This window comes from Flammeovirgaceae bacterium, assembly GCA_015180985.1.
In the GTDB taxonomy this organism is placed as follows: domain Bacteria; phylum Bacteroidota; class Bacteroidia; order Cytophagales; family Cyclobacteriaceae; genus UBA2336.
The window spans coordinates 2,110,740-2,124,780 of record CP054185.1; the positions used below are offsets into that span (position 1 = coordinate 2,110,740).

Genomic DNA, 14,041 nt, shown 5'->3' on the forward strand with positions numbered 1-14,041 from the left:
TCTCTTTTCAGCGACAGGATTTTTGGTTTTTGGATTTAACTCTGAATTATTTCTTGCCCTCGTCTTTTTTAGGAGCTTCGGCTTTTTTAGTCTCAGCACCGGCAGCAGGGGCAGCGTCCGCGGCACCGGCAGCAGGAGCGGCAGCACCTTCAGCAGGGGTTGCAGCGGCAGCAGCAGCGGCCTCTTCGGCAGCCATCTTGGCGGCACGCGGCACTTCAACAGCGGCAATAGCCGATTGCTTGGGATCCAGAAACTCCAATCCTTCCATTTTCATATCGGCTACTTTAATGGCGTGGTGGAAGTCAAGTGTGGAAACATCCACATCAATGTGGTCAGGCATATCTTTCGGGTAGCCGTACACTTTGAGGGAGGCTTTCTTGCGCACAAGCGTACCCCCTTTATCTACTCCGGGTGCTTTACCAACCATCCGGGTAGGGATGTTCATTTTAATTTTGCGGCCTTCTTCAATCTGCAGAAAATCAGCATGTAAAATGATTTCACTTACCGGGTGAAACTGTACTTCCTGCAGAATGGCTTTGCATTCATCTCCCTCAATATTCAGGTGTACAAAGTGCGCTTCGTTGGTATACACCAACTCGCGGAATAAAATCATCGGGGCATAAAAGTGAACTTGCTTGTCTCCACCGTACAACACGCAGGGAACATTTCCTTCGTTGCGCAGTTGTTGTGCTTGCGACTTGCCGAGATTCGCTCGTTTATACCCTACAATCTCAACAGTTTTCATGGTTTTATATAGTTTAGTTTTACAATAGTTTACAAACGGATAAATAATGAACTAATCGATTCGTGATCGTGGATTTTCCGGATAGCCTTAGCAAAGAGATCGGATACGGTGAGCACCCGGATTTTTGGTGAGGTTTGTTTTAACGGCAGGGTATCGGCCACTACAATTTCTTCCAACACCGATTTTTCAATGTTTTCGTAGGCTTTGCCCGACAATACGGGGTGCGTGCAGGCAGCCCGTACGGATCGGGCACCTTTTTCTTTAAGCAGTGCAGCGGCTTTGCAAATGGTACCGGCTGTATCTACCAAATCATCTACCAGCACAACATCTTTACCTTCTACTTCACCTATCAGGCGCATGGACTCTACCTGGTTAGCTTCTTTGCGGTACTTATCGCAAACAGCCAGTTCGGCATCAAAAAATTTGGCAAAACTGCGGGCGCGTTTTATGCCGCCCACATCGGGCGTTGCAAACATAATGTTGGCTAAGCCAAGCGATTTTAAATAGGGTACAAAGATGTACGAGCCATCCAGGTGGTCAACGGGAATATCAAAAAAGCCTTGTATCTGGTCGGCATGTAAGTCGCATGTCATAATCCGGTCGGCACCGGCTGCGGATATCAGGTTGGCAATGAGTTTGGCTGCAATGGAAACACGCGGCTTGTCCTTCCGGTCCTGCCGGGCATAGCCAAAGTAGGGGATAACCACATTGACACTCGAAGCGCTGGCCCGCTTGGCGGCATCCACCATCAATAATAGCTCCATCAGGTTATCCGATGGCGGAATGGTTGACTGGATGATGAACACTTCGTGGCCGCGAACCGATTCAGCAATGTGGGGTGACATTTCACCATCGCTGAATTGCTGATAGTTAACCACGCCCAGCGGTTCGCCATACGCATGCGCGATTTTTTCTGCCAGGTAGGTGGTGGCTCTGCCGCTGAAAATTTTTACTGCCATGAAGTAATTTAAAAACCCGGCTTTAACCGGGTGCTTTGTTGTCCGACAAGGATTCGAACCCTGACTAAAAGAACCAAAATCTTCTGTGCTACCGTTACACCATCGGACAATCCAACCGGGCCAAAAGCCTCAAAAAAGGCTAAAACCCTTAAATTTTGGATTGCAAAGGTAGAATTATTTTTGTGAAATACGACCCCGGGTATCAGAAGATTTTCGACCTATAAATCCGATGGTTTTGATGAGGCCGTGCCCTCAATAAATCCCTCGGCCCAGAAGCGATATTTATCCAGAATTGAAATGACTGCATTACGGAGCTGCCGGTTGTTATTGTAATCAATCGAACCGTAAACGGAAGTGGCATATCCCTGCCAGATGGACCGGTTCTGTCGCCTGTCAAAAAACTGGATGAGCAACGTGCCGGTGTTCATGTTGAATTTCTTCGGATCGTATTTGAGATTCTCGTCCTGCGATTTTATCCATTCTTCAATTTCGGGCTGTATGTAGCCATTAAACCGCAGGCTGTCAGGGAACATTTTAAAGCTGATGAGCAGATGAGGGCGGTTGTCGGTTTGGCGATACCCCAAAAACTTCATCCGTGAGATAATTGAGCTTTCAATGATGTTGTTGGTTAAATTTTCATCGGGTTGGCCGGTGGGCCGCATGATTTCGAACGTACGGTATTTTTTAAACTGGCCTTTATAGCTATAGTCGTACTCTACGGGTAATTCCTTATACCCCAGGCATGCGCCAAGCAGGAAAACAATACCAACAGAAATGCTGGTGATTTTCATACCCGCTGATGATTTTATTGATACCAAGGTAGACTATCAGACACAGCCTGCCAAACGGAATGTCACTTAGTTTTACCGGTGTTCGAAGCAATCCAGTTTCTGGCATTTACAAAGGCTTCCAGCCAGGGCGAAATCCGGTCGGTTTTCCGATCGGCCGGATAACAGGGCCAGTTCCACGGAAATAATGATCGTTCAATATGCGGCATAATGGCCAGGTGGCGGCCATCCTTCGAGCAAACGGCAGCAACTGCCCCGTCCGAATCGTTTGGGTTGCCCGGGTATTCGGCATAAGAATAATGTGCAGCCGGTATATAGGCCGGTGCATCCGAAAGTTGGAAACGGCCCTCACCATGTGCTACCCAAACCCCCAGGCGGCAACCGGCAAGTGAGTTGAGCATTATGGAATTGGTTGATGGAATGGTAACATTAACAAAGGCTGATTCAAATTTTCCGGAACCGTTCACCTGCATTTTCGGATGCTTTTCTCCGAGTTCCGGATAGATTAAACCGAGTTCCATCATCAACTGGCAGCCGTTGCAAACGCCAAGGCTCAGGGTATCCGGGCGGTTATAAAAATTATCCAGCGCCTTTTTGGCTTTTTCATTGTACAGAAAGGCACCGGCCCATCCTTTTGCCGAACCGAGTACATCGGAGTTTGAAAAGCCGCCAACAAAAACAATCATGTTTACATCGCTGAGGTCTTCCCGTCCTGAAACCAGGTCGGTCATGTGCACATCTTTTACATCAAAGCCGGCCAGGTATAACGAGTAGGCCATTTCACGGTCGCCATTAACACCTTTCTCCCGGATGATGGCCGCTTTGATTCCGGTGCGGTTGTGTTTGGTTGCCGCAATATTGTAACCTGTTAACTGGCCATCAAACTTTAGCGGAAATTGGTAGTGAAGGGGTTGGTGTTTATAATTTTTAAAGCGTGTGTCGGCATATGAGACCGGACGCTGTTTTTGATCCAATAAGCAGGAAGTCTGGTACCAGGTATCACGAAGGGTATCAATTTCCAGGTGCAGGGTGCCCTGGTGATGCAAGATGGAAAGGGTTCGATTCAGGTTCAGTGTGCCAATTCGTTCAAACCTGATACCCTGCTTTTGCAAGAGAAGTTCAACGTCCTGGCTGTTGTTAACCTGTATGACAACACCCGGATTTTCAGCAAACAAAATTTTTACCAGGTCATCGTGTGTTGAACGGAAGTCAAGATCCAGTCCAACTTCTGGAACCGCGAAGCTCATCTCCAATACAGTAGTTATCAGGCCACCTGATGAAATATCATGGCCGGCCAGCACATAACCTTGCGTAATCAAATCCTGCAAGGCGGTAAAGCATCGAACAACATAGCCTGCATCGGTTATATCGGGTGTTTGCGTACCAAGTTGATTAAGCACCTGGGCCAGTGCACTTCCACCCAAGGCCCGCTGGCAATTTGAAAAGTCAATATAAACAAGTTGCGTACCCTGAATTGGGCGGAGAGCCGGGGTTATGGTTTTGGTAATATCGTTTACCTCGGCTACGGCCGATATGATAACCGTGCCGGGTGAGAGTACGGTATTACCCTCAGGGTATTTTTGGGTCATCGAAAGCGAGTCTTTGCCGGTGGGGATGTTAATTCCCAGTTTTATTGCAAAGTCGCTCACTGCACTTACTGCTTCGTACAGCCTAGCATTTTCACCGGGTTGCCTTGCCGGCCACATCCAGTTGGCGCTTAGCGAAATGCCTTTAATGCCGTAAGTTAACTGAGCCCACAAAATGTTTGTTAACGCTTCGGTAATGGCCAACCTGCTGCCGGCAGCCGGGTTAATTAAGGCAGCCGCAGGTGCATGACCGATAGCGGTGGCAACACCTTTCAGGCTGGTGAAATCAAGCGCCATAACCCCCAGGTTATTGAGCGGTAGTTGAACCGGCCCGCAGGTTTGCTGGGTGGCCACTTTGCCGGTTACTGAGCGGTCAACCTTATTGGTGAGCCAGTCTTTACAGGCCACCGATTCAAGTTGAAGTACCTGGTGGAGGTACTCGGTAATATTAGCAACGTAATAGGTGATTTCTGCAAAAAGAGCCGGCTGTCTGGTATCGGTTAAAACGGTTTTAGGTGAAGAACCCAGCAGGTGCCTTACAGCGAAATCAATTGTTTTTTTATCAGCGCCTTGCCTTATAAAATGCAGGTGGTTATCGCCCGTGGCATGGCCGATAACATACATGGGGGCGCGTTCACGTTCGGCAATTTGTCTGAGCGGTTCCAGGTGTTGTTCCTGAATGGCCAGCCCCATACGTTCCTGCGATTCGTTGCTGATGATTTCTTTATCCGAAAGGGTAGGGTCGCCCACCGGAAGTTTATCAATGAAAATGGTGCCCCCGGTTTCTTCGAGCAGTTCCGACAAGCAGTTGAAGTGTCCGCCCGCGCCATGATCATGAATGGAGATGATCGGGTTGTTATCCATTTCAGCCAGTGCGCGTATGGCGTTCATCACACGCTTTTGCATTTCGGGATTTGAGCGTTGGATGGCATTCAGTTCAATGGCATTAGCGTACTCGCCAGTGGCTACAGACGACACCGCCCCGCCACCCATGCCGATGCGGTAGTTGTCGCCACCGAGCATAACAATCTTATCACCCGGCTTTAGCGAATCTTTCTTGCTGTCTTTCAGTTTACCAAATCCGATGCCTCCGGCAAGCATAATTACTTTATCGAACCCGAACTGACGGGCGTTTTCAAAGTGCTCAAATGTGAGCACACTGCCGTTGATCAGGGGTTGGCCGAATTTGTTACCAAAATCAGAAGCGCCATCCGAGGCTTTAATCAGAATTTCTTCCGGAGTCTGGTAAAGCCAGTTGCGTTCAGGAAATTTCTTTTCCCACGGTCGCCCATGATTCAGGCGCGGGTAGGAGGTCATATACACAGCTGTTCCGGCAAGCGGCAACGCACCCTTTCCACCAGCCAGGCGGTCGCGTATTTCGCCACCCGAGCCGGTGGCGGCACCGTTAAAGGGCTCAACGGTGGTAGGAAAATTGTGCGTCTCGGCTTTTAACGAAATTACAGAGTCAACATCTTTTATTTCGAAGAAGCCGGCTGCATCCTGCCGTTCGGGTGCAAACTGTTCAATACGCGGGCCTTTAATAAAGGCCACGTTGTCTTTGTAAGCCGATACGAGGTAATTCGGGTTTTGCTTTGATGTTTCTTTAATAAGTTGAAAAAGTGTTGCTGGTTGTTCCTTTCCATCAAGAATAAAGGTGCCATTAAAAATTTTATGGCGGCAGTGTTCAGAGTTAACCTGCGAGAAACCGAAAACCTCGCTGTCGGTCAGTTTGCGTCCAAGTTCCTTGCTCACGTTTTCGAGGTAGGCCACTTCTTCGGGGCTAAGTGCCAGCCCTTCTTTTAAATTATAGGCCGCAATGTCATCAACGTCCTGTACGGGCTCGGGCACATGTTGGATGGTAAAAATTTCCTGATCGAGACCCTTATAAAGTACCTGCAGCATCCGGTCGTGCTGCGCCTGACTTGATTTTACTTCGGTGAATTCTTCAATACGGGTTATTCCTGCAATGCCCATGGTTTGGGTTATTTCAACAGCATTGGTGCTCCAGGGCGTTACCATCTCCTTTCGGGGACCGATGAAATAGCCCTGCAGAACTGATTCGGTTAGCGGCAACGCATCCCCGAATAACCATGTAAGTTTTTGAATATCAGTATCTTGTAAAGGCGATGTCAGACCAACTGCATAAATTGTGTTGGGGGCCGACCGGAAGAATGAAACCATCGAAGCGGGGTGGACTTTTGGAAAGCCCAAAAATAACGGTTTTGGTTTTTCTGTTATGATTTATTTTCAACCGATTACTGACTACATGCACTAAATCCACCTCATATTCGTCTCTATCGAAAAGCGGATGGTCGATGGACCTGACTATGCACCTTAAGGAAGAAGCATTTATTAAAGAACGCAGCCGACTTTTAAGCTTTATACGCCATCGCGTTGCAAGTCTTGAGGATGCCGAGGATATTCTTCAGGATGTTTTTTACCAGTTTCTTGCTGGTTTTGAAACCATCCAGTCGGTGGACAGCATTACAGCATGGCTCTTTTCTGTTGCCCGTAATAAAATCATCGACCGATACAGGCGCAATAGCAACCAGCCTTTAAAAACTGATTTTACGGGTAATGGAGGTACTGATGAGGAAGGTCCGCTTTTGCTCCTGGAGATTCTTCCTGATTTTGGTAATTCTCCGGATGAGGTAATGATGCGTGAAGTACTTTGGGATACGCTGACAGACGCATTAGCTGAATTACCGACCGAACAGCGGGAAGTTTTTATTCAGAACGAACTGGAAGGAAAAAGCTTCAGGGAAATGGCTGAAGAAACCGGAATTTCTGTTAACACCCTGCTTTCACGAAAGCGCTATGCCGTGCGGGCTTTGCGCCATCGGTTGCAAACCATTTATAATGACCTATGAATTAGAACAATAATGCAAGTTGGTATGAAAAAATTTGTGAAAATACTCTTGATTATACCCCTGGTGGCAATTGCCGTGGCTGTGTTTGGCTGGCTTACCATGATTCTATGGAACTGGCTGATTCCTGTGTTGTTTGGCGGGCCGGTTGTTACCTTTTGGCAGGCCCTGGGCCTGCTGGTATTGTCCAAAATTCTCTTTAGCGGACTTGGCAAGGCTGGCGCACCTCACTGCGGTTATCGGAAGCGGGATTGGAGAAAAAAAATTGGCGACATGACACCGGAAGAGCGGGAGCGGTTTAAAAGAAAATTTGAGGATCGGTGGTGCAGAGGTACACCTCCTCAGGCAACTGATAATCAGGAAGGTTAACCAATCCGCACTGGCTTAACAAAAACTTTTTTTGGCAAAACCTAAACCCCGGGCTTTTGTTTGGCGTTAAAGGAAACGTTGGAAACTTTTATAATACTAATAGTTTCCATAGTTTTGCACCCCGTTATGGAAGAAAAAGACATTAAAGATAAAATTCTCAAAGGCGCAGAGGATTTATTTATGCGCTACGGGGTGCGGAGCATTTCCATGGATGATATCGCGCGCCACCTTGGGGTTTCTAAAAAAACGCTGTACCAGCACTTTGCTGATAAAGATGAGCTGGTGCTGATGGTTTCACGCAGTCACCTGGAGCGCAACATTACTCAGTTTGACGGTATTCGCGATGACTCAAAAAACCCGATTGAAGAATTGGCGCGGATTTCTGTATGCCTAAAGCAAAGTATGGAGGCACTAAATCCAACCCTACTGTTCGACCTGCAAAAGTTTCATCCAAAAGCCTGGAGTGAGTGGATCAATTTTAAGGGTAAATACCTGCGCGAGTCCATTGTGCGTAATCTGAATCAGGGAATTACAGACGGTTACATCCGGCCGGATGTGAACCCCGAAGTGATGGCCGCGATGCGCATTGAATTGGTACAACTTGCCTTTAACCCCGATATTTTTCCTTCAAACCGTTTCCGGCTGGCCGAGGTGCAGGAGCAGATATTCGACCACTTTGTTTATGGGCTGGTTACTGACAAAGGAAGAAAACTCTATCAGAAACTAAAGGATATAAATTATCAACCCGCTGCCACATGATAAAGAACCATTTACTTATTGCCGCCTTTACATTAGTAAGCCAGGCCTTGCCGGCCCAGCAAACACTAACGCTGCAACAGTGCATTGATTATGCGCTTGAAAACAACCCGAACATTAAAAGTGCACGTGCCGGTGTTGATGCTTCGCAGGCGAAAGTGGGCGAGTACCTTTCCAGCGGTTTGCCGCAACTTACCGCGGCCGCTGATTTAGGCGATAATTTTGTAATCCCAACCACGTTTGTACCCGCTCAGATATTTGATCCGGGCGCACCGGAAGGTGCTTTGGCACCTGTGCAGTTTGGTACCAAATACACCGGCCGGGCAAGCATCGACCTGCAGCAGATGATTTTCAGTGGTTCCTACTTTGTAGGGCTAAAGGCAGCGCGTACCTACACCGAATTGTCCAGGCGCGAACAAGCTGCTACCGAAATTGACCTGGTGGCCAATATTAAAAAGGCTTACTACTCAGTTCTGGTAAACAAGGAGAGGAATGAACTGGTGAAAAAAAACTACCAGCGCCTTGATTCGCTACTGCGCCAAACACGCATTATGTACGAAAACGGATTTGCCGAAAAGATTGATGTGAACCGGATACAGGTGCAGTTCAATAATATCTCACAAGCCATCAAAACATCAGCTACTGCCCTGGATATCAGTTTAAAACTGCTTAAATTTCAAATGGGCATGCCGGTAAACGAACCGCTTACTCTGGCTGACGATCTGCAGACGATACATTTTGAAGCGCTTCGTGAAGATTTCAGTTCGAACTTCAGTTACCACAACCGCATAGAATACAGTCAACTTGAAATTAACAAGGCCCTGGTGGGTCTGGATATCAAAAATACCAGGGTCCAGTATCTGCCCTCGCTTGATTTTTACGGAAGTTATGGCGCCAGCTATGGTACGGCTGTGTTCAGCAACTTTGTGGCATTTGGTGAAAACTGGCGAACGTTTGGCGTTTATGGCCTGCGGATAAACATGCCTATTTTCGATGGCATGCGAAAAAGCAAGATCATCCAGCAAAAGAAATCGCAAATGCGGCAGGTTGAAAATGCCCAGCAGTTGCTGAAGAGCCGGATTGACCTTGAACAGGCACAATATAGCCTGGAGTTTGAAAACAACCTGACTGCGCTGAAGGCACAGGAAGAAAATATGAAGTTGGCGGAAGAAGTATATAACGTGGCTGTGTTAAAATATCAGCAAGGAGTTGGTTCAAACATTGAAGTAATTGATGCAGACGCGGCCTTTAAGGAGGCGCAAACAAATTACTTCACGGCTTTGTACGATGCCCTTATTTCCACTGTTGACCTTGAAAAAGCGTACGGTAAAATTGTAGTACCCACAACCAAAAAATAAACAACAACCCGGATGAAAAGCAGAATATACATTGTCCTGATTACTCTCTTTGCTGTCGCCTGCAGCAAACCTAAGGTTTCTGATTTGGAAGCAAAGAAGACAGAACTGGAGGCCGCCAGACGACAAGTGGCCAACCTGAATGAAACGATTGTTAAACTTGAGAAGGAGATTAGCGCCTTAGACCCGGAGTTTGCCCGGCAGAACAGCAAAGCAATAATGGTATCGACCTTCGTGGCTGAAAAACGCCCGTTTGAACACAAAGCCGAAATGCGCGGAACTGTTGAGTCGAGAAAAAATGTACTCATTGCTGCCCAAACTGGCGGTGAAATAAAGCGCGTGCATGTTCGCGAAGGGCAACATGTTACCAGGGGGCAGACTCTCATTTCGCTTGATGCCGAAATCGTACTGAATACCATTGCTGAATTAAAAACGGCACTTGAACTGGCCACTTCCGTTTACGAGCGGCAGGCAAAGCTTTGGGAACAGAAAGTAGGCACTGAAATTCAATACCTGCAGGCCAAGAATAACAAAGAATCGCTGGAGCGTAGATTAGCTACCGCAAACGCACAACTCGACCAAGCCATTGTAAAAGCTCCGTTTGCCGGAACGGTTGACCAACTGCCTGCAAAACAAGGTGAAATTGCTTCGCCTGGCATGCCGTTGGTTCGATTGGTTAGCCTTGATGATAATTACATTAAAGCCGATGTTTCCGAACGCTACATTGGTAAATTCAAAGCCGGTGATCCGGTAGAGGTTTACTTCCCCGCCAATAACCAGCGATTGAAATCCACCATCTCATCGGTCAGCCAGGTTATCAACCCGGAAAACAGAACCTTTGTGGTAGAAGTGCACCTGCCTAAAGTAAATTTTGTGGTAAAGCCAAACCAGGTGGTGGTTCTGCAACTTCGCGATTATGTAAGCGAAGCAACGCTGGCTGTGCCTACTCGCATTATTCAAAAGGATGACGAAGGCCAGTTTATTTTCGTTGTCGACAGCCGTGGCGATAAAATGCTTGCCCGTAAAGTACACGTAACAACAGGAATTACATCTAAAACCGAAACCGAAATACTGGAGGGCCTGGAAGGCAACGAGATGATTGTAAATGAAGGTTACCGCGATTTAACCGAAGGCGTTGAAGTAGTGTTGGCCGGTACCACCAAAAATCTTAACGGAGTTGCCAAAAACTGATTTTGACCTTACGTTATGAGCGATAGCAATAAACAACTTAAAGTTGATAAAGAGTTTGGCCTGTCAACACTGGCGCTGAACAACCGTACCTCGGTCATGTTCTTGGCCTTTCTGATTACAGTCATGGGTATCATGACCTACATCAGCTTACCCAAAGACAGCTACCCTGAAATTGAGCAGCCGGTGGTGTATATCGGTACCTCTTATCCGGGCAATTCGCCCATTGATATGGAGAACCTGGTAACCCGGCCCATTGAAAAGGAGCTTAATACCATTTCGGAAGTGGACAACATCAAATCCACTTCCGTACAGGATTATTCAACTATTATCATTGAGTTTGATCCTAAAACTTCGGTGCAAGATGCACTGACCAAAGTAAAAGACGCGGTTGATAAGGCCAAGCCCGAACTGCCCAACGACCTGCCTGCTGACCCGAACGTTTTTGAATTAAACTTTTCGGAGTTTCCTATTTTTAATATTAACCTCTCCGGAAATTTTGAATTGGAAGAACTAAAGCGCTATGCCGAGTACCTGGAGGATGAAATTGAAAAGCTTTCCGAAATCTCGAAAGTAGAGATAAAAGGTATTGATGAAAAGGAGGTAAAGATAAAGGTTGATCCTTACGAGTTGGAGGCGCGCGAACTGAACTTTGGTGATATTGAAAATGCCATACAGGCTGAGAATGTTACCCTTTCAGGGGGCAATATCCTGGATGACGGTATCCGCAGAAACATCCGGGTGGTGGGTGAGTTTAACGATCCGCGTCAACTGGAAGACATCGTGGTTAAGCACGAAAAGGGAAACATTGTTTACCTGAAAGATGTGGCCCATGTGGAATTTGATTATAAGGAGCGGCAGAGCTATGCCCGCCTGCAAAAACAACCGGTGGTAATGGTTGATGTAATTAAACGAAGCGGCCAGAACCTGCTGATAGCCACCGAGAAAGTAAACGCCATCCTGGCCAAAGCCAAAGCCGAAGTATTCCCGGCCGGGTTGAATGTTACTATCACCAACGATCAATCATCCTTTACCAAGGAAATGGTAAGCAGCATGGAGAACAACATTATTTCCGGGGTAATTGTAGTGGTAGGTGTGCTTATGCTTTTCCTCGGCATCCGCAATGCCTATTTCGTAGGTATTGCAATTCCTTTATCCATGTTCTTATCGTTCCTCATCCTGGGCTTTATCGGCTACACCATTAATATGATGGTGCTGTTTGGCCTGATCATGGCGCTGGGTATGCTGGTGGATAACGGTATTGTGGTGGTGGAAAATGTGTACCGCTTGTACGAAGAAGGATACGATTTGAAGAGTGCGGTGCGGCTGGGCACCGGTGAGATAGCCTGGCCTATTATCTCCTCAACTGCTACCACGTTGGCTGCCTTTTTACCGCTTGCGATGTGGCCGGGTATTATGGGTGAGTTTATGAAGTACCTGCCCATTACGCTGATTGTTGTTCTTAGCTCATCGTTGTTTGTAGGGCTTGTGGTAACCCCGGTAATTGCTTCGCTGTTTATGAAACATGAAAGCGACAGTGCTACCAAAAACCGGAAGGTGACACACCGCATTGTGTTGGCTCTAGTAGTTGCTGGCGCACTTTTTATAGCACTAAAGGTGTATTGGTTCGGTAACCTCCTGTTGATTGGTGCTGCATTGACCTTGCTTAATATCTATGTATTTGCTCCGTTAACCCATGCTTTTCAAACCCGCCTGCTCCCCCTGTTAGAAAGGCGATACGCCAAGCTCATTCAACATGCCTTGAAGGGCTCTAATCCCAAAACTTATTTAATAGGCACTATCCTGTTGTTGTTTCTTTCTATCGGGTTACTGGTTGTTTTTCCGCCCAAGGTTATCTACTTCCCCATCAACGAACCAAAGTATATCAATATCTTTATTGAGTACCCCACCGGTACCGACATTGAAGTAACCAACAAATTAACCGAGCGGATTGAGGACCAGGTAATTGAATTGGTTAAACCTTATGAATCTATTGTTGAATCGGTAATCGGTAACGTAGGGCAGGGCACGGGCGATCCGAATGATCCATCCAATATCGGCATGTCGGATACGCCCAACAAAGCACGTATAACGGTAAACTTTGTTGATTTTAAATACCGTAATGGCCAAAGCACAAATGCCATTATGGAAGAAGTGCGTAAGGCCATCGGGCAGTACCCCGGAGTAACAGTAACAGTTGATAAAAATTCGGACGGTCCCCCGGCCGGAAAGCCCATTAACATTGAGATTTCCGGTGATGATTTTCCGACACTGGTGCAGATAGCCGAAGATATGCGCAACAAAATCAATGAATCAGGCATACAAGGAATTGAAAAACTCAAGTCTGACCTGGAAACCGGAAAACCTGAACTGGTTATTGATATTGACAGGGAAAAAGCCAGGCGGTTCGGGCTCTCTTCCTACTCTGTTGCAAATGAAATACGCACCTCGCTTTACGGTAAGGAGGTATCGAAGTTTAAGCAGGGCGAAGAGGATTACGACATCCAACTTCGGCTTGACGATAAATACCGCTACGATTTGGATGCGCTTATTAATAAAAGCGTAACCTTTCGCGATCAAAGTACCGGTAAAATCTCTCAGGTGCCAATCTCCTCTATTGCGAAAACTGAGTTGAGTTCTTCTTATGGCTCGGTTCGAAGAAAAGACCTGAAACGGGTAATCACCTTAAGCTCGAATGTATTGGGCGGTTATAATGCAACCGAGATCAACAACCAGATAAAGGAATTGCTGGCCGACTACCGGATGCCCCCCGGGTATTCATTTAAATTCGGTGGCGAACAGGAAAAGCAAATGGAAGAAATGAGTTTCCTTACGGGCGCATTGGCAATGGCTGTGTTCATTATCTTTTTAATTATCGTTGCACAGTTCAACAAAATAACAGCCCCGTTGATTATCATGACTTCCGTACTCTTCAGCACCATTGGGGTATTTTTAGGGCTGTTTATTTTCAGGATGGACTTTGTGGTAATCATGACCATGGTGGGCCTGATTTCATTGGCCGGTGTAGTGGTGAACAACGCCATCGTGCTGATTGACTTTATTGAACTGAAGAAAAAGCGGTTGAAAGAAGAGCTGAACGCAGATAAGCTGCCGATGCCGGTGGTAATTGATGCTATTGCCGAAGCCGGTAAAACACGCCTGCGCCCCGTGTTGCTAACAGCTATCACTACCATTTTGGGGTTAATGCCGTTGGCTATCGGTATCAATATCGACTTTATCAAGTTCATCACCAGTTACGATGCCGATTTTTACATTGGCGGTGACAGTGTCATCTTCTGGAGCCCGCTATCGTGGACGATTGTGCACGGCCTGGCCTTTGCCACCTTCTTAACCCTGGTGGTGGTGCCGGTTATGTACCTGCTGGTTGAAAAACTTAACCGCAGGCTGGGCATTGGTTAACCAAACGT

Annotated in this window: 9 protein-coding genes, 1 tRNA gene and 1 pseudogene; 6 read left to right on the forward strand and 5 right to left on the reverse strand. The window is 47.0% G+C overall.

What is annotated here, in order from left to right; all coding sequences use genetic code 11:
• Positions 1-46: 46 nt before the first annotated feature.
• The 5 genes from HRU69_09915 to purL all read right to left on the reverse strand — a co-directional run bounded on the left by HRU69_09915 (position 47) and on the right by purL (position 6,259).
• On the reverse strand, positions 47-745 hold the full coding sequence (locus HRU69_09915) for a 50S ribosomal protein L25/general stress protein Ctc (protein QOI97786.1): 699 nt from the start codon (positions 743-745) through the stop codon (positions 47-49).
• 29 nt (positions 746-774) lie between these two features.
• Positions 775-1,704, reverse strand: a complete 930-nt coding sequence (locus HRU69_09920) for a ribose-phosphate pyrophosphokinase (GenBank protein QOI97787.1) — start codon at positions 1,702-1,704, stop codon at positions 775-777.
• Between the two features lie 38 nt (positions 1,705-1,742).
• Positions 1,743-1,813 (reverse strand) — tRNA-Gln (locus tag HRU69_09925).
• Between the two features lie 109 nt (positions 1,814-1,922).
• Positions 1,923-2,495: a DUF4136 domain-containing protein gene (locus tag HRU69_09930; GenBank protein ID QOI97788.1), complete on the reverse strand. Its 573-nt coding sequence runs from the start codon at positions 2,493-2,495 to the stop codon at positions 1,923-1,925.
• Between the two features lie 62 nt (positions 2,496-2,557).
• Positions 2,558-6,259: a phosphoribosylformylglycinamidine synthase gene (gene purL, locus HRU69_09935; protein ID QOI98888.1), complete on the reverse strand. Its 3,702-nt coding sequence runs from the start codon at positions 6,257-6,259 to the stop codon at positions 2,558-2,560.
• Between the two features lie 134 nt (positions 6,260-6,393).
• Here purL and HRU69_09940 point away from each other — a divergent pair, with 134 nt between their 5' ends.
• The 6 genes and pseudogenes from HRU69_09940 (at position 6,394) to HRU69_09965 (ending at position 14,033) form a co-directional block, all read left to right on the forward strand.
• The gene (locus HRU69_09940; protein ID QOI97789.1) at positions 6,394-6,948 is read left to right on the forward strand and encodes an RNA polymerase sigma factor; all 555 of its coding nucleotides are present in this window, start codon (positions 6,394-6,396) and stop codon (positions 6,946-6,948) included.
• Positions 6,949-6,972: 24 nt separating this feature from the next.
• A pseudogene (locus tag HRU69_09945) lies at positions 6,973-7,248 on the forward strand (hypothetical protein).
• Positions 7,249-7,440: 192 nt separating this feature from the next.
• Positions 7,441-8,073 (forward strand): TetR/AcrR family transcriptional regulator, encoded by a 633-nt coding sequence (locus tag HRU69_09950; protein QOI97790.1) that lies wholly within the window; start codon positions 7,441-7,443, stop codon positions 8,071-8,073.
• Positions 8,070-9,428 carry a TolC family protein gene (locus HRU69_09955; protein ID QOI97791.1) on the forward strand — a complete coding sequence of 453 codons (1,359 nt, stop codon included), beginning with the start codon at positions 8,070-8,072 and terminating at the stop codon, positions 9,426-9,428. The genes HRU69_09950 and HRU69_09955 overlap by 4 nt, the downstream gene beginning before the upstream one ends.
• A 12-nt stretch (positions 9,429-9,440) precedes the next feature.
• Complete coding sequence (locus HRU69_09960) at positions 9,441-10,616, forward strand: efflux RND transporter periplasmic adaptor subunit (protein QOI97792.1); 1,176 nt, start codon at positions 9,441-9,443, stop codon at positions 10,614-10,616.
• Between the two features lie 15 nt (positions 10,617-10,631).
• The gene (locus HRU69_09965) at positions 10,632-14,033 is read left to right on the forward strand and encodes an efflux RND transporter permease subunit (protein ID QOI97793.1); all 3,402 of its coding nucleotides are present in this window, start codon (positions 10,632-10,634) and stop codon (positions 14,031-14,033) included.
• The last annotated feature ends 8 nt before the right edge of the window (positions 14,034-14,041 follow it).